We start from the raw sequence: 17,305 nt of genomic DNA on the forward strand, positions 1-17,305 counted from the left end.
TGCAGTGAACGGTGAGCGCGGCAATACGGTATTGCTGACTCTGATGCTGGTGGGGCTCGGTGCCTGGTGGGCCTTGCCTGTGGTCAGCGTCGCACCGAATCGTATTGTGCCCGGCGAGGCTCTCTACGCCTGGGAGGTGGCCGGGCCCGCCATGGCGCTGCTGGCCAGCCTGCCCATGGGCCTTGCGGCATTGTCGGCGCGTAGCGCTGACCCCGGCTGGCGCTCGCTTGGGCTGGTGCTGCTGGCGCTGGCAGGCCTGCCGCTGTGGCTGGTGTTGGCGGTGCACCAGCTCATCGATCCTGAGCTGCCCCAGGCGCGGCTCGGGATCGGTTCAGGCATCTGGTGTGCGCTGTTTGTGCTGATGTTGGCGCTTTTGGACCTGCGGACTCGACAGCGGCTGTCGACCGGGGTGTCCTGGCTCTTGATGCTGACTCCGCTGGCGCTGCTCGCCGTCTGCCTGCCGCTGGGGCTGAATCGTCTGGCGTTGTGGCAGGAGTACCAGGGCCGTGCCGATGACTTCTGGCTGGCCATCGGCGAGCACCTGCTGCTGGTCACTACCACCGTCGGCGTCAGTCTGGTCCTCGGCTCCGGCATCGCGCTGCTGATGCGGCGCTATCCCGAAGTGCAACGGGGCGCCTTCGCGGTACTCAATTTCCTGCAGACGATCCCCAGTCTGGCCTTGTTCGGCTTGTTGCTCGGACCGCTGGCCTGGCTTGCCAATCGCTACCCCTGGGTCGATTCGCTCGGCATCAGCGGCATCGGTTGGGCGCCGGCGCTACTGGCCCTGGTGGCCTACAGCCTGTTGCCGATGGTCAGAAACACCTTTGTTGCCCTGGAGGGCGTTTCCCCCGGTGTGATCGAGGCGGCGCGCGGCATGGGCATGAGTCGGTTGCAGATCTTCTTTCAGGTGCGCCTGCCACTGGCGGTGCCGGTACTGCTGGAAGGGGTGCGCATCACCACGGTGCAGGCTATCGGCCTGACCGCGGTGGCGGCCCTGATCGGCGCCGGTGGGCTCGGGCGTTTCATCTTTCAAGGGCTGGGTCAGGCCGCCATGGATCTGGTGCTGTTGGGGGCCTTGCCCATTCTGGTGATGGCAATACTCGCCGATGCGGTACTCGGCAACCTGTCGAGGCGACTGGGGAGAGGAGAGGCCGCATGATCGAATTGATCAATATCAGCAAGCGTTTCGGGTCGTCCACTGCGGTGGACAGCATTTCGCTGAAGGTGGAGAGCGGGGAGTTCTGCTGCCTGGTGGGGACCTCCGGCTGCGGCAAGTCCACCACCCTGAGGATGATCAACCGGCTGATCGAACACAGCGATGGCGAGATCCATATCGACCAGCAGCCCATTCGCAGCTTCAGGGAAGAGACGCTGAGGCGTCGGATCGGCTACGCCATCCAGAGCACCGGTCTGTTCCCCCACTGGACCGTGGCGCGCAACATCGGCCTGGTGCCGCGACTGCTCAAGTGGCCAAAGGCCAGGATCGACGCACGGGTCGAGGAGCTGATGGCCTTGCTGGGGCTGTCGATGGACGAATTTGCCGGCAAGTACCCCGACCAGTTGTCCGGGGGGCAGGCGCAGCGGGTCGGGGTCGCCCGCGCCCTGGCGGCGGACCCGGATATCCTCCTGATGGACGAGCCGTTTGGCGCTCTAGACCCGATCACCCGCGAGAGCCTGCAACTGGAGCTGCGTGATCTTCAGGCGCGGCTGGGCAAGACCATCGTATTCGTGACCCACGACATGGACGAGGCCCTGACCCTGGCTGACCGACTGGTGGTGATGCACGAAGGGCAGATCATGCAGCAGGGGCATCCATTGAGCGTGCTGAGAGACCCCGCCAATGATTTCGTCGCCTCGCTGCTGGGGGGCGAGGATCGCGGCCTCAAGGAGGCAGCGCTGCTGCCGGTCAGCGAGCGGATGATGCCTCTGGGCACCGGTGGCGTGGCGCGCGAGCGGATCGACCAGGGCGCCTCGCTCAGGGAGGCGCTGTCGGTGATGCTATGGCGCCGGGTCGAGCGCCTGGCGGTGGTCGATGACGATGATATTCCGATCGGCGAACTGAGCTTTCGTCGGCTGGTGGGAGCCCGGGGCCATGACTGAGCACTGGGCCAGCCGCTGGCGGGTTCCTGTCATCTGGGGGCTGTTGCTGCTGGCGGGTTGTCTGTTGATGGGGCAGCTGGAAGCGCTGTTTCGCTGGGTCGAGCCCGATAGCCGTGACGTGATCTTCTCGCGGGTGGACTTTCTGGTGTTGCTGGGACGCCATCTGCTGGTGGTCAGCGTTGCCGCCGTGCTGGCCACCTTGATCGGGGTGGGCGGCGCCATCGCCGTCACCCGTCCGGGAGGACGCGATTTCCTGCCGCTGGTCGCCCAGGTGGCATCGCTGGGACAGACGTTTCCTCCGGTGGCGGTACTGGCACTGGCGGTGCCGGTGCTGGGTTTCGGTACCCTGCCCATCGTGGTGGCATTGCTGCTCTATGGTCTGCTGCCCATCGTGCGTAACACTCTCGCCGGGATCGAGGGTATCGATCCCTCGGTGCGGGAGGCCGCCCGTGGCATGGGCATGACCAGTGGCCAGATCCTGCGTCAGGTGGAATTGCCGCTGGCGGCACCGGTGATCCTGGCCGGTATTCGCACCTCGGTGACGGTCAACATCGCCACCGCCGCCCTGGGTGCTACCGTTGGTTCAAGCAACCTGGGGGACCCGATCATCTCCGGTATCGTCAATGGCAACACCGCCTACATCGTCCAGGGCGCAGTGCTGATTGCACTGCTGGCGCTGACGGTGGACAGCGTGTTCGCGCGCCTGGCTCCTGCTCGCCGGGCCTGATGGCGTCGACCGGGTCTGAACACCGAGACCTGGTCCGCTTTCCCTTTCCTGATCCCCGTATCCGCGAAGCCCCCGTGCAGAGAGGGGGGGCTTCGTGGTGGCCTGCGTCTCTCACCAGCCAGTCTCCCCGTCACGGTGGCACGGTTCGGGCGTCCCATGGTGCTCGCCGCAAAGCGGTCCATCGAGGCAATTCGAGACGAATTTTCGACCAAAGTCGCGGCTAGGCAGGCGTCTCAGTTTACGTTAACGTCAAGTCAGTGCGTTGGTCCCGCCACGGGCAATCCCCTGGCAAGGGGCGGGAATAAAGACAACACTGCCCTCAAAAGGGGCAAAGGAACAGCACGATGACGACGACCGCACAGACCCACCGCCCGGACTTTCTGTCCGGCGACGAATACAGCATTCCCACCTATGCGGTGCTATCCCAGGATGGCACCCTCCATGACGGCGCCGAAGGGCCGGATCTCGAGCGCGACAAGGCGCTGAGAATCTACCACGCCATGGTGGCCACCCGGGTGCTGGACGAGCGCATGATGGCGGCGCAGCGTCAGGGACGCCTGAGCTTCTACATGCAGTGCACCGGCGAGGAAGCGGCGGTCATCGGCAGCGCCGCCGCCCTGGACGACGCCGACATGATCATGGCTCAGTACCGAGAGCAGGGCGCCTTGGCCTATCGCGGCTTCAGCTTCGACGAGTTCATGAACCAGTTGTTCGGCAATGAACTTGACTACGGCAAGGGCCGGCAGATGCCGATCCACTATGGGTCGCGCAAGCTGCACTACATGACCATTTCATCTCCGCTGGCGACTCAGATTCCCCAGGCCACGGGCTATGCCTATGGCCAGAAGCTGGCGGGAGAGGGCCTCTGCACCATCGTCTACTTTGGCGAGGGCGCGGCCTCCGAGGGTGACTTCCACGCGGCGCTCAACATGGCGGCGGTGCACGAGGCGCCGGTGATCTTCTTCTGTCGCAACAATGGCTACGCCATTTCCACGCCGTCGGTGGAGCAGTTCGCCGCGGATGGCGTGGCGCCCAGGGCGCTGGGATATCGCATGCATGTGATTCGCGTCGACGGCAACGACGTGCTGGCGGTCTACCGGGCCACCGAAAAGGCACGACGTCTGGCGGTGGAGGAGAACAAGCCCGTACTGATCGAGGCCATGACCTACCGTCTGGCGGCCCACAGCTCTTCCGATGACCCCTCGGGCTATCGTTCGCGCAAGGAAGAGGACGCCTGGCGGGCCAAGGACCCGATCCGGCGCATGCAGCTGTGGCTCGAGGCCCAGGGCTGGTGGAGCGAAGACGAGGAAAAGGCGTTGCAGGACGAACTGCGTCGCGAGGTGCTGGAAACCATGAAACGGGCCGAGAAGCGCCCACCTCCGGCGATCGATACCATGGTCACCGACGTCTATGCCGACGTGACGCCTGCGCTGCAGCATCAGCTCGATGCTCTCAAGCAGCATGTTCGTCGCTACCCGGAGGCCTATCCGCGTGGGGCCAGGTCGCTGGACCCGGCGTTGAGCCATCGCGATGCCGACCAGGGAGGGGACTGAGATGCCGACCATCAATATGCTGCAGGCCATCAACCAGGCGCTGGACATCGCCATGGCCGAAGACGACAAGGTGCTGTGCTTCGGTGAGGACGTCGGGGGCTTCGGTGGCGTCTTCCGTGCGACCAGTCACCTTCAGGAAAAGTACGGCAAGGCGCGCTGCTTCAACACGCCATTGGTGGAGCAGGGCATCATCGGCTTCGCCAATGGGTTGGCGGCCCAGGGATCGGTGCCGGTGGCGGAGATCCAGTTCGCCGACTACATCTTTCCGGCCTTCGACCAGATCGTCAACGAGACCGCCAAGTTTCGCTACCGCTCCGGCGATCTGTTCAACGTCGGCGGGTTGACCATCCGCGCGCCCTACGGCGGTGGTATCTCCGGTGGCCTCTATCACTCCCAGTCGCCCGAGGCCTATTTCGCCCACACCCCGGGTCTCAAGATCGTGGTGCCGCGCAATCCCTACGAGGCCAAGGGCCTGTTGCTGGCCGCCATTCGTGACCCAGATCCGGTGCTGTTCTTCGAGCCGAAGCGCCTCTATCGCGCCTCCACCGGCGAGGTCCCGGAAGAGGATTACCAGCTGCCGCTGGGAGAAGCCGAGGTGACCAAGGAAGGAGCCGATATCACGCTGCTGGGCTGGGGGGCTCAGATGGAGGTGATCGATCGGGCGGTGGAGATGGCAGAAAAGGACGGGGTGTCCTGCGAAGTGATCGATCTGCGCAGCATCCTGCCCTGGGACGAGGATACCGTCGCCGAGTCGGTACTGAAGACAGGCCGCCTGGTCATCACCCACGAGGCGCCCCGCACAGGGGGCTTCGCCGGAGAAATCGCCGCTGCCATTCAGGAGCGCTGCTTTCTTTACCTGGAGTCGCCGATCCAACGGGTGACCGGCATTGATACACCTTTTCCGCTGACGCTGGAAAAGGAGTATCTGCCCGACCATCTGAAGATCTACGAGGCCATCAAGACCTCACTCCACTACTGAGACGGCGCCGGGAGCCAAGACATGACAGAGTTCAAGCTGCCTGACATCGGCGAGGGCATCGTCGAGTGTGAGGTGATGGAATGGAAGATTGCCGAGGGTGATACCATCGCCGAAGACCAGCCTGTGGTCGAGGTGATGACGGACAAGGCGCTGGTGGAGATCACCGCCCCGGAAGCCGGCGTCGTTACCAGACTGCACGTGGCGAAGGGTGAAATGGCGCGAGTCCATGCGCCCTTGTTTGCCTATCGTGGCGAGCATCAGGGCGGCGATGGTCAGGGCGAAGAGGCCCAGCGTGATGAGGGTCAGACTGAAAGCGAAGGCAATGCCCCGGCGCAAGCCGCCAGCCCGAAAGAGGCGCCTGTCCAGGAGCCGGCAGAGCCAGTAGAACCGCCGTCGAGCTCCAGCGAAAAGGGCGGTGCGGGGCGACGGGTAGACTTTATTCTGCCCGATATCGGTGAGGGCATCGTCGAGTGCGAGATCGTCGAATGGCACGTGGCCCAGGGTGACGAGATCAGCGAAGACCAGCGACTGGTCGATGTCATGACCGACAAGGCCATGGTCGAGATCACTGCGCCGGAAGATGGGGTCGTCGCCGAGCTGTATGTGGCCAAGGGCGAGATGGCCAAGGTCCATGCGCCACTGTTTGCCTATCAGGTGGCGGGTGCCGCCGCTGGTGAAACGCCGGCGGTCGAGGAGGCGTCGCCCCCGACCCCGACCCCAAAGAGTGACTCTCCCGTGCACAAGGCTGCGTCCGAGGGGGGCAAGGGCCCCTACGGGCGCATCCCGGCGAGCCCGGCGGTACGTCGACTGATCCGAGAACACCAGCTGCGACTCGAGGACATTCCCGGCAGCGGTCGCCAGGGCCGCGTGTTGAAGGAAGACGTGCTGAACTTTCTCGATGGCGCTCGACACAGCGGTGCCGCTTCCGCGGCCGATTCCGGGTCCGATTCCGGGGCCGAGTCAGCAGGGGCGGGCTCTCTCGCCGGCACCGATGCAACAGCCCGCGACGAGGGAGAGGTGCGAGTGGAACCGCTGCGCGGGGTCCGGGCGGCCATGGCGCGCCAGATGGTGGCGGCGGCCAGCAGCGTGCCGCACTTCCAGTACGGTGAAGAGATCGACGTCACCGACCTGCTGGCCCTGCGCGGCCGGCTCAAGCCCCAGGCCGAAGCCAGGGACGTCAAGCTCACCCTGATGCCGTTTTTCATCAAGGCACTGGCGCTGGCGATCGATGAACATCCCCTGGTCAATGCGCGGCTCAATGACGAGGCCACCGAAATCCACTATCCACCCCACTGCAACGTGGGCATGGCGGTGGACGGCAAGGCCGGCCTGATGGTGCCCAATATCAAGGGCTGTGAGCGCCTGAGCCTGCTTGAGATCGCCGCTGAGGTGCAGCGCCTGACCGAGGCCGCGCGCGAGGGGCGGGTGGCTGCCAGCGACCTCAAGGGAGGCACGATCAGTATTTCCAACATCGGTGCCCTCGGCGGGACCTATGCCGCCCCCATCATCAATATCCCCGAGTCGGCGATCGTGGCCATCGGCAAGACCCAGTGGCTGCCACGCTTCGACGAGGCAGGGCAGGTCGTGCGTCGGGGCATCATGACGGTGACCTGGGCCGGTGACCATCGCTTGCTGGATGGCGGCACCATCGCGCGTTTCTGCAATGCCTGGAAAGGCTATCTCGAGGACCCTGAAAGCATGCTGCTTCACCTGTCCTGAACGGTTGTGACGGCGTGCGCCCGAGGCGCCGCCGTGGCATCGTGTATCGGTGGAGGATACCGCCATGCCCCAGGCCCCGTTGCAGCAGTTCTACATCCCGGAAGATCAGTCGATCTACCTGCTCAGCCAGGACGACGCGCGCAAGCTCAAGGAGTGGGTCGCGCTGTGTCGTACCCAGCTCGAGCAGCTGGGCTATCGGCGCATCGAGCTGGTCGGCAAGGGCGCCTACGGTTTCGTGTTTGCCGGGGTCAGTCCCGACCAGCGCCATCACGTCTTCAAGTTCAGCCGGGTCACGTTGCCGCAGCACCTGCAGGATCGCCTCGAGGAAGAGGCCTTCATGCTCGAGCAGGTGGTGCATCCCCGTGTGCCGGCGCTGGTCGCCTATCAGCGGGTGCGCCACCAGGCGATTCTGGTGATGGAGCGGGCTCCGGGGCTCAATCTGGAAGAGGTATCGCTGCGTCAGGGTCGGCTGTCACCGCGGCTGGTGGTGCGTATCGCCACCCAACTGGCCGATATCCTGCGTGAGCTGAGGCGTGAAACCACCCCCGCCGGCGCCCCGAGAAAGCCGGTGGTCCATGGCGACATCAAACCGTCGAATCTGGTGTTTGACGCCCGCGACGAAACGGTGGCGCTGATCGACTGGGGGTCGTCGGTATTTGCACAGCTCGACGCACGGCTGCAGTTCGTCACCGCCAACGTGATGGAGCTGATGTCCGACAATCTGCAGCAGACCAACGCCAGGCTCGGGGACGTCTATTTCATCGGCGAGGACCAGCTTGGGGGCGCGCTGTCATCACCGCGCTTCGACGAGCAGGGTGTCGCCGGGACCCTCTACGCGCTGGCCTCGGCGCAGTCCTGCCGTTTTGGACATCGCGCCATCCCCGCCACCTCGCTGGGTCTGCCGATGGAGTTTGCCAGGACCCTGGACGGGATGCTCGATCCCGACCCCGAGGTGCGGTTGAGGGCCGGCGACCACTTCATTACCGAAATGCCGCGCCTGGGACGGTTGGTGATGCTCGATCTGCCGCGGCCCCAGGAAGTGGCACAGGTGCCGGTGTGGAGCCGCGCGCTGAGTCGCGAGATCGATACCGTGGTGTACAGCTCGCGCAAGGCTTTTCTGAGGGAAGAGGGCGTGGAGGAGACGCTCAATGACGTCAACGATGTTCAGCTCGATCGCTACTATCGCAACTTTATGCAGGGCATGGGGGAGACCGAAAAGGCCTTTCTGGCCGCCGTCAGCCGGCTGGGCAAGTACCCGGTGGTCGGAGGACTGGCGGTGCGCTGGGAGGCCGATGGCGTCTATATCGACTCGTCATTGAATCTGCACGATGCAGGGCTCAAGCGAGCCTTCGTGGCGGCGGTCAACAACATGGTGACCCTGGCGCGGGCGATCCATCGGCGGGGCATCTTCAAGAGTTGCCTGTTCAATGCCCGCGATACCCTGCACCTGGAGCGGACCAGTCCGGATCACCCCTTCGTGGTCGATCCGTCGCTGAAACTGTCCTATGAGGTCAGCGCGGTGCCGGAACTGGAGGATCGCTCCCGTCTGCACAGCTATTTCGAGGACGGACCCGACCCTGAGGAGTTGCTGGTCCTGCCGGAGGCGATCATCACCTCGCTTCAGGCGCTCAATGATATCCACCACACCGGCATGATCATCTTCGAGGTGCTGCCGTCGCATCTCAAGATTCACCACCACTATCGGCTGCTCGACCCTTCAAGGGAGCAGGAATTCCATGACTGTCTCGAGGACATCGTCGATGCGGTGAAGCTGATCGAGGGACTGGGTATCTCCGGCTTCATGAAGATGCCTTACAAGGACACGCGGTTCTTTCCCCACGTGGCACGTCAGCCGGAACGCTACTATCCACGCGACCCCAGAGCGGCGCTGGCAAGAGCGATGTCCGAGCAGCCGGCCGGGGGGGAGTCAGAAGCGCTGCGAGAAGGTTTGCACCAGGCGCAGCGCTAGTCTTTGTCCGAAAAGTCGACGAGCGAAGGTTAGACAAGGCAAAAATCGGTGAGAAAGCGCAGTTTACGGGGTGTAAATGAGCATTTTAACCGAGCTGGCGCACCAGCCGATTTTTAACGCCGTATTACCGAGCGCAGGCACTTTTCAGGCGAGTCGTCAGGCGCCGAGCCCGCTTTCGCGCAGAAGTTGATCGATGGAGCGCTCTGCACGCTGGCTGCCGGCGCCCTCGTGGGCCAGCTCGGCTTCGAGAACCTCGGCGCCTTCGCTGACCAGACGTTCGATCAGTGCAGCCTTCGACAGGCCGGTCTTTTCGGCCAGGAAATCCAGGCGTGCCTCCAGGTCCCGCGAGAATCTGAGTAGATGGGGCATGGTATTCCTCCGGTGGCAACGCGTACGGCTATCAGATTTATGAAAAGTCTAGGTGTTACGGGTGACAGTCCGGTGACAATCCCGGGCCCTGTCTAGACGGTGCCCGCGCCCATCGAGGTTCAGGACCAGGCACGGTGCACTTTCAAGTGTGCAGCTATCCGTCTGGCGCTGTCGCTCTCCCTTGGGGAGTAGCTCACTGCGCGCCGAGGCGGGAGTGTGGCCCTTCTTTGAGCGCAGGTGAGCGCAGGCCAACTGCCTTGCTCAAGCGTAAGCGCCGTCATGGTGACTCAATCCAGGCCGCGCCGGGCCATCACTTCGGTGATGATCGGTACCGGCGTCATCAGATGGTCACGCATCATGCGCCGGGCTTTGCCGGCGTCCCGACTCAATACCGCCTCGGTCAGTGCCGCATGTTCGTCACGCTTGACCGCCAGGGCCTCGCTGGAAAACACCGTCTCGCGAAGCCACAGGTGGCGGTAGCGCTCGACCTGGTCGAACAGGGTGTCGCGCACCTGCATCAGGTGAGGCGAGTTGCAACCGGCCACGATGGCACTGTGGTAGGCCTTGTGGCGACTGTCCCAGATATCGAGCAGCTCCTCGGAGGAGCTGACGCTTTCGACCTTGGCCAGGGTGTGCGCGGTCGCGATGATATCGGCTTCCCAGCGATCGTCACCGCGTTGGATGGCCAACTCCAGCATCAGCCCCTCGAGCTGGGCGCGGGCATCGTACAGATCCTCGAGCTCCGCCAGCGACATGGGGGCCACCCGATAACCGCGTTGACTGATGGCAACCACCAGACGGTCGGCAACCAGCTGGGACAGGGCTTCGCGCAGCGGCCCCACGCCCAGGTCGTAGCGTTCTTTCAGCCTTGCCATCAACAGCTTTTCGCCCGGGGCGAAGACGCCACGAATGATGTCCTGCTTGAGCCAGCGGTAAGCGCTGATGGCGAGGTTCTGCTTGGGTGAGTCTTCCATCTCGTGGCCCGTCCATGTATCACCGGGCCATCTTACCGCAATGCCGACAATGTCGATATTCTCCTAAGGCATCGGTCGGCACCCAGTTGTGTCGATGGCAGCAGGTGTGGCTTTCCTATCTACGGCACCGATGGCTCGAGGCGGGCCCTTCGACCCGCAAGATCGACACGGCTCCAGCCTCGCCTGGTGGTTGTCGGGCAGATACCGGGCATCGTCCGGCGAGGCGAGTCGGGTGGATCAGTCCCGGGTGCGTCGAAGCTCCGTCCAGGCGGCATAGGTACTCAGGAACACGCGGCCGGTCAATTCATCGAGAAAGTCGGAATGCTTCAGCCGGTCCATCACCGGCCCCTTGACCTCGGCCAGGTGAAGGGTGACGCGAGAGTCCTTCAGACGGGCATTGATCGCGTCCAGGCTTTCCAGCGCCGAGGCGTCGATCAGATTCACCGCAGAGCAGATAAGTACCACGTCGCTTAGCTCGGGGCGCTGGGCCACCAGTGTATAGAGGGTGTCTTCGAGATAGCGGGCGTTGGCGAAATAGAGGCTTTCGTCGACCCGGAACAGGGCGAGATGGCTGACGGTCTCGACCTGATGCCGGGTGATCGAGCGGAAGTGCTCACTGCCAGGGATGCGGCCGACGATGGCGCTGTGGGGGCGACTGGTACGGTACAGGAAAAGCGCAATCGAGAGACCTACCCCGGCGATGATGCCGGCTTCGACGCCCTCCACCAGCGTCAGCAGCATGGTCACCGCCAGGGCCGAGAAGTCGCTGCGGGAGTAGCGCCAGGTCTGGCGAATCAGCGGGATATCCACCAGCGTCAGTATGGCCACGGTGATGGTGGCGGCGAGGGTGGCGATCGGAAGATGTTCCAGCAGGGGGGTGAGCGCCAGTGTCACCACACCGATACCGATGGCGGCAAACAGACCGGCCATGGGGGTGCGTGCACCAGACTGCTGATTGATCACGGTGCGCGACAGTCCGCCGGTGACCGGCATGCCGGCGGTGACAGCAGCGGCCAGGTTGGCGCCGCCGAGTCCGATCAACTCCTGATTGGGGGAGACGCGCTCGCGGCGCTTTGCGGCCAGCATCTGGGCCATCGAGATGGACTCGACAAAGCCCACCACACTGATCAATAGCGCCGGCACCAGCAGCGCGTGCCACAGGCCCAGCTCGAATGTCGGCAGACCGAAGGCTGGCAGGCCGGCGGGGATCTGCCCCACGGTCGCAACCCCCCTGGAGGCAAGATCCCATCGCCAGCTGATCAGCGTGGTGATGACCACCGCCGCCACGGGACCTGCGCGTACCAGCATGCTGGCAGGCCCCCTGGGCAGGCCCAGTGCCGTCAGAGCGTGTTGCCCATAGCGGCGGGTCGCCCACAGGAAAAGCAGGGTCGAGGCGCCCATCGCCAGGGTCAACAGGTTAGTCTGGTCGAGGTGGGATAGCTGGCTGTAGATCAGTGCCAGGGCGGTATAGCCACCGGCCTCGATGCCCAGCAGGTGAGATAGCTGACTGATGGCGATCAGCAGTCCCGAGGCCGAGAGAAAGCCACCGATGACCGGGTGGCTGAGAAAGTTGGCGAAAAAGCCCAGGCGCAGCATGCCCATGGCGGTCAGCATCAGTCCCGACAGCAGTGCCAGCACCAGCGCCGCCTCGACGTACGCGGCGCTACCGGGAGTGGCCACCTTGGACAGAGCGGCGCCAGTCATCAGAGCGATGATCGCCACCGGGCCCACCGCCAGCGAGCGGCTGGTGCCCAGCATGGCGTAGACCACCGCCGGTAGCAGACTGGCATAGAGTCCGACCACGGCAGGCAGACCCGCCAGAATGGCGTAGGCCAGCGACTGGGGGATCACCATGACGGTGACGATGATACCCGCCAGCAGATCGCCCCCCAGCAGACGCGGCGTATAGTGTGGCAACCAGGCAAGAATCGGAAGGTAACGCTTGATCATGGAAATGCCGACGTCCTAGTCAGGGTATTGGGGGCCTGGCGCAGGCGCTTGCCGAGAAACCTCTAGCCTAGCCGAAAGCGGTGAGCGAGTAGAGTCTTGTCAGCGCAGACGCCTGGTACGCTGCATGAAATTCAGGTCCAGATGACGTTTCAGGCGGCTGGCCAGTCGTCCGCCCCACCAGGCGTTTCCGTAGAGCGCCAGGGCTTCGCCGTGGCCGAGATTGACGATGGACAAGGCCCGCGCAGGCGGGCGGTAAGAGGTCAGTGACGCCTGTGGGTCCAGCGATGCGATCAGGTTCTGGGCCAGTACGGGGCCCTGACGAACCCCGTGGACGCCCAGCCGTGGCAAGGGATGGTCGATCAGTGCAGCACAGTCTCCGCTGGCAAAGACGCCGTCGGCCCCCTGGACCTTAAGCGACGGGTCGATGGCTATACCGCGTCCATCGATCGTCGGCAGGCCGAACCTCTCGAGTCCTCGCGGAGGACCCAGCCCAGTGGCGTCGACGATGTCGGACGCCGGCAGATGTCGGTCATGGTGGCTGTCGACGACAAGGATTCCGCGACGCTCCAGGGCTGCCAACAGGTAGCGTCGGGCTCGCGCTGGAGCTTCTGGCAAGAGGCCAGAGCCGCGATGTCGCAGGCGAATGGTCAGAGCACCAGCGGCGATCTGGTTGCGGCGGCCGAGCGCTTCGATGGCGCAGGCGATCTCGACCCCGCTGGCGCCGGCACCGAGAATCTCGACGCTCACCGACTGTCGGCGCTGAAACCGACGCTCGAGGCTGCGCCGCAGCCGCACCAGATGGGGGATGGGCTTGATCTGCCAGTGTGTCTGCTTGTCGCCTGGTAGCGAGGCTGCGCTATCGCCGCTGGCTTCATCATCGCTCGACCGCAACACAGGAGCAGAGCCCAGATTCAGCCCCAGTCGATCAAACGCCAGCGAGGTCCCGTTGGACAGCAGCGCCTGGCGCGCGTCGGTGTTCAGCCCACAAAGACGCGCTCTGACCAGTGCAACCCCTCGCCCATGACAGAGCGTCGCAGGATCGATCCTGTCGGTCGCAGGGGAATGGTCGCCGGCCAGCACGCCGCTGGCCAGGCCCGAATACCAGAAGGCGCCGGGATCGACCAGGGTGACATCGAAGCGCGACAGCAAGGAGCTCTGGTGCAGCAGATGCAGATGGGCGTGGCCTGCCCCGATCAGCAGCAGCCGTGGCTTGCTGCCGATAGCGGTAGGGCGGGATCGTGCGGTGGTCGAGGACATGGGCGGCCGTCATCCTGAAAGCGAGTAGCGATCATCCCGGCTGACATGCGCGAGGTCAAAGACGGTGCGCGCTGGACCTAACCCTATCTTCATTCCGTCGCTACCTCCAAAGGGAGCGCGAGGGGAACATCGGTGACTTCTAGGCTTCATCTACGGGGCGAGACAGCACTTGATCGAACGTCGCCAGCAGACGCTCCCGTGGGAGCTATACTCATGCACATCCTGCTCGGGCCGTGCCCTCTCCCGTGGTTGAGGTCACTGCTACTGGTGAGACTCAGGAGACTTGTGCCGACCACCCTTGGCCTGGTGGCCATGGTCGCTTCTGCGATGCTATCGGGTGATGAACTGGACGAGTCGCAGGGTGCTTCACTGACACTGTTGACCTCTTACCACCAGGGGTACCGGTGGAATGACGATGTGGTCAGCAGTGTCGAGGCGCGTTTTCGTCACGAAGCCAGCGCAGACCGACAACTGCTGGTGGAGTATGTCGATGCGCTGCGACTGGCGCGGCCGCTGGCCCATGAGGCCCTGCTCCAGCGATTGACCGCCAGCACCTTGAATGAAAGCGGCAGTCTGATCATTGCCGATGACCCCGCCATGGCCTTCTATCTGGAGTATCGTGACGAGCTCCCCTGGCCGCGCAAGGTGGTGGCACTGGGACTCAATGATGACCGCTTCAGGGAGCAGGCCCAGGCGCTTGGAGTGAAACTGCTCAAGTCCTACCCGGTCATGGCGCAGTCGCTCAATATGCTGGTGGAAACCTTTGGCTCACCGGTGCCTTTGATGCTGCTGGCCGAAGACTCCGAACACGCCTTCAATGTCGTCGACGACATGGTGGAGGTGATCGGCAGTGTCGCCGATGTGACCCTGGTCGACGTGGTCACTGGCTGGACCCCGGAGGCGGTGATCGAGCGGTTGTCGCGAAGCCCGCCGGGTACTCGTCTGTACATGCAAGGGGGGCAGGACTCCGGTTGGTCCGAAGGGGCGGGAAGCACCGCCCATCGACTGGAAGCGCTGGCCGCCCAGGGCTATCCGGTGTTCTGCCATTTCGAATTCCAGATGGCGATAGGCTGTGCCGGCGGGGCGATTCTCGATGTCGACTTCCTTGCCCACGCCGCCGTGGAACTGGCGCTGACGCCAGCCTTTGACCTGGTACCGGCCAGTTCCTCGGTGATGGCCCAGCGTCACCTGATCGATGCCCGCTGGTACCGTCTGTTCGAAGGCCATGACAACCTCCCGTTCCAGTGGATCGGCGTTCGCGGACGGCTGGAGCAGGTCGCGCGGGAGTATCGTCAGGCGTTGTACGGGGTGTCGGTGGTGGCGGTTGGCTCGCTGCTGGGCGTGGGGGCCTTGCTGGTGGCGCGCAACAGGTCACGACGTCTTCGTCGCAAGTTGATGGTCGATCAGCGCTTTGGTCTGCCTACCAGGCTGGCGTTGGTAAGCGACTATCGAGGCAGTCGATGCGAGGAGGTGGAGTGGCTGTTTGTGCTGGTCTCACCCGAACTCAGGAGCTATCGCAGGCGCTTCGGCAGCGGCAGTCTCGAGGGTCTTCTACGGATCAGTATCGACGTCTTCAAGGCGCATCTCCCCAAGGGCTGGCGGCTGTATCTAGGGGGCGAAGAGCAGCTGATCGGCATGGTCCCTGCCCAGGCCCACGGACCCGACGTGGAATCCCAGCTCGATAGCTACCTGGCCCTGGTGGGGCAGTTTCAGCAACGCGACAGCGCACGGGTCCTGCGCTGGCATGCCAGTGTGGTGGTGGTGCCCGGACACTCCACCGACCTGAGCAACTGTCTGGCTTCGCTGGAAGAGGGGGTGCAGCGGCTGGAAAGCGAAGGTTGGGTACGTCCGGTGCTCAGGGTGACCGCGGCGGGTCCCTATCACGAGACTCAGCGGCGTTGGCTGTGTCGGCAGGTCAGTCTGCTGATCGAGAATCCCGGCAATCAATGGCGCCTGGTGGCCCAGCCCAAGATGGCGCCCCCGAGCAGAACCCTGGTCGGTGCCGAGGTGTTGATCCGCTGGCGCCATCCCGATGCGGGAAACATTCCTCCAGCGGAATTTCTACCGGTCGTTTTAATGCTGGGCCTGGCGGAGCGCTTTGATCGTTGGGTGATCGGCCGCACCCTGGATTGGTTGTTGGAACTGCGAGGCGCGGCCTGGCTCGGCTCCGTTTCGGTCAATGTTCACCTTTCCACGCTGTTGGCGGAATGTTTTCCCGATTTTGTCGAGAGTGAACTGGCTAGGCGCCGGCTACCCTCGCGCTGTCTTTCACTCGAACTGGTGGAACACGAGCATGTCGATGACGTCGAGCGGGTTCAGCGACAGATGAGGCGGCTCCACGAACGCGGTATTGGCGTCGCACTGGACGATTTTGGCAGCGGCTATACGGCCTTCAACCTGCTTCAGCGCCTGCCCCTGGCGGCGATCAAGCTGGATTATTCATTACTCCACGCCGCACGGCGTTTCGATCAGGCGCGTCAGGCTTATGCGGCGCTGGTGGGACTCTGTCATCGCATGGAACTGACGGTGGTGGCGGAAGGCGTCGAGACCGTCGAGGACGCAAGTTGGCTGATCACCCTGGGGGTCCAGGAAGGGCAGGGCTACTTCTTCGCGCCACCGATGGAGCTGGAGGATCTGGTCGCGGTCTATGGCGAGAAGCCACCGGGCCCCATGCCGACGACGGTACTGCGTCAGGTGGGCACTCGGCGCTGCTGACGCAGGCTCGACCAGGAGTAGAGCGCCAGCGCGATCCAGATCAGAACGAAGGTCGTAAGCTGCTCGACCGCCAGGGGCTCGTTGAACACCCACAACGCAATCAGAAACTGCAGTGTCGGATTGATGTACATCAGAAATCCCAGAGTACCGAGGGTCAGCCGTCGCGCAGCACCGGCAAAGGCCAGCAGCGGCAGGGCGGTCAGCACCCCGGAGGCCATCAGCAGCGCGGCGCTGTAGGGAGCGGTGAAGAATAGCGCCCCGTCGAAGTGGCTGAATGGCAGCAGTTGTATCAGCAGCAGCGCCAGTGGAAGGAGCAGCAGCGTTTCGATGAACAGGCCCGACAGCCCGTCCAGCGCAAGCTGCTTGCGCAGCAGTCCGTAAGTGCCGAAGGACACCGCCAGGCACAGGCTCAGCCAGGGCAAGGTGCCCAACTGGAATAGCTGCAGCACGATGGCACCTAGGGCAAGGCCAATCGCCAGGCGCTGCGTCGGCGCGACGCGTTCCTTGAGCACCACCACGCCCAGCGCCACGTTGACCAGCGGTGTCATGAAATAGCCCAGGCTCGCCTGCAGCACCCGGTGACTCTCTACCGAGTAGATATAAAGGCCCCAGTTGGCACCGATGAGCAGAGCGCAGGCGAGCGCCGGCAGCAGTTGTCGAGGTGCCTGGCGAATGTTGGCGATGACCGACCAGCGCTTGAGCAGACTGATGACCAGTGCCAGAAACAGGCATGACCAGATGACGCGATGGGCGAGTATCTCGAGTGCACCCACGCCGTCGAACAATGCGAAGAAAAGGGGGAATCCACCCCAGGTGCCATAAGCCAGCAGCGCAAAGGCGACGCCCTGGGCCGAGGGTGTGGAGAGTCCTTTCATGCCGCGAATTCCCGTTCAGAGTTGGTGCCGAAGTTGGTGTCGACGTTGGTATCGATGTTGGTAGCGAAGGTTGAGCTGATCGCCGCGTCGCGTCAGGCCGGATGACGGTGGGTTTTCC

General features: G+C 63.9%; 13 protein-coding genes. 8 read left to right on the top strand and 5 right to left on the bottom strand.

The genetic code is table 11. From position 1 onward, the window contains the following. Positions 1-4: 4 nt before the first annotated feature. From KUV74_RS15240 to KUV74_RS15270, 7 genes are all read left to right on the top strand, one after another. Positions 5-1,159, top strand: coding sequence for an ABC transporter permease (locus tag KUV74_RS15240; RefSeq protein ID WP_315900843.1), 1,155 nt, complete (start codon positions 5-7; stop codon positions 1,157-1,159). After that, the gene (locus KUV74_RS15245; RefSeq protein WP_222516767.1) at positions 1,156-2,100 is read left to right on the top strand and encodes an ABC transporter ATP-binding protein; all 945 of its coding nucleotides are present in this window, start codon (positions 1,156-1,158) and stop codon (positions 2,098-2,100) included. The genes KUV74_RS15240 and KUV74_RS15245 overlap by 4 nt, the downstream gene beginning before the upstream one ends. Beyond that, positions 2,093-2,827: an ABC transporter permease gene (locus KUV74_RS15250; RefSeq protein WP_222516768.1), complete on the top strand. Its 735-nt coding sequence runs from the start codon at positions 2,093-2,095 to the stop codon at positions 2,825-2,827. The genes KUV74_RS15245 and KUV74_RS15250 overlap by 8 nt, the downstream gene beginning before the upstream one ends. A gap of 344 nt (positions 2,828-3,171) precedes the next feature. After that, a complete protein-coding gene (locus tag KUV74_RS15255; RefSeq protein ID WP_045993738.1) occupies positions 3,172-4,380 on the top strand; it encodes a thiamine pyrophosphate-dependent dehydrogenase E1 component subunit alpha in 1,209 nt (402 codons plus the stop codon). 1 nt (position 4,381) lies between these two features. Continuing rightward, positions 4,382-5,359: an alpha-ketoacid dehydrogenase subunit beta gene (locus KUV74_RS15260; RefSeq protein ID WP_045993737.1), complete on the top strand. Its 978-nt coding sequence runs from the start codon at positions 4,382-4,384 to the stop codon at positions 5,357-5,359. Between the two features lie 21 nt (positions 5,360-5,380). Continuing rightward, positions 5,381-7,078 carry a dihydrolipoyllysine-residue acetyltransferase gene (locus tag KUV74_RS15265; protein WP_222516769.1) on the top strand — a complete coding sequence of 566 codons (1,698 nt, stop codon included), beginning with the start codon at positions 5,381-5,383 and terminating at the stop codon, positions 7,076-7,078. 64 nt (positions 7,079-7,142) lie between these two features. Further along, positions 7,143-9,047, top strand: coding sequence for a protein kinase domain-containing protein (locus KUV74_RS15270; protein WP_045993735.1), 1,905 nt, complete (start codon positions 7,143-7,145; stop codon positions 9,045-9,047). Between the two features lie 156 nt (positions 9,048-9,203). Here KUV74_RS15270 and KUV74_RS15275 read toward each other — a convergent pair whose 3' ends face one another. The 4 genes from KUV74_RS15275 to KUV74_RS15290 all read right to left on the bottom strand — a co-directional run bounded on the left by KUV74_RS15275 (position 9,204) and on the right by KUV74_RS15290 (position 13,597). Beyond that, the gene (locus KUV74_RS15275; RefSeq protein WP_045993734.1) at positions 9,204-9,416 is read right to left on the bottom strand and encodes a ribbon-helix-helix protein, CopG family; all 213 of its coding nucleotides are present in this window, start codon (positions 9,414-9,416) and stop codon (positions 9,204-9,206) included. A 287-nt stretch (positions 9,417-9,703) separates the two neighbouring features. Beyond that, positions 9,704-10,390: a DNA-binding transcriptional regulator CsiR gene (csiR, locus tag KUV74_RS15280; protein WP_108449393.1), complete on the bottom strand. Its 687-nt coding sequence runs from the start codon at positions 10,388-10,390 to the stop codon at positions 9,704-9,706. A gap of 237 nt (positions 10,391-10,627) precedes the next feature. Then, positions 10,628-12,340 (bottom strand): SulP family inorganic anion transporter, encoded by a 1,713-nt coding sequence (locus KUV74_RS15285; RefSeq protein ID WP_222516770.1) that lies wholly within the window; start codon positions 12,338-12,340, stop codon positions 10,628-10,630. Between the two features lie 99 nt (positions 12,341-12,439). Beyond that, positions 12,440-13,597, bottom strand: coding sequence for an NAD(P)/FAD-dependent oxidoreductase (locus KUV74_RS15290; protein WP_222516771.1), 1,158 nt, complete (start codon positions 13,595-13,597; stop codon positions 12,440-12,442). 285 nt (positions 13,598-13,882) lie between these two features. Here KUV74_RS15290 and KUV74_RS21000 point away from each other — a divergent pair, with 285 nt between their 5' ends. After that, complete coding sequence (locus KUV74_RS21000; RefSeq protein WP_222516772.1) at positions 13,883-16,312, top strand: EAL domain-containing protein; 2,430 nt, start codon at positions 13,883-13,885, stop codon at positions 16,310-16,312. On the opposite strand, the gene rarD is transcribed toward KUV74_RS21000, so the two are convergent. Further along, positions 16,288-17,187: an EamA family transporter RarD gene (rarD, locus tag KUV74_RS15300; RefSeq protein WP_222516773.1), complete on the bottom strand. Its 900-nt coding sequence runs from the start codon at positions 17,185-17,187 to the stop codon at positions 16,288-16,290. The two genes, KUV74_RS21000 and rarD, sit on opposite strands and share 25 nt — an antisense overlap. Positions 17,188-17,305 lie beyond the last annotated feature (118 nt).

Origin of the sequence: Halomonas sp. DP1Y21-3 (genome assembly GCF_019801245.1) — a bacterium.
GTDB classification, from domain to species: domain Bacteria; phylum Pseudomonadota; class Gammaproteobacteria; order Pseudomonadales; family Halomonadaceae; genus Halomonas; species Halomonas litopenaei.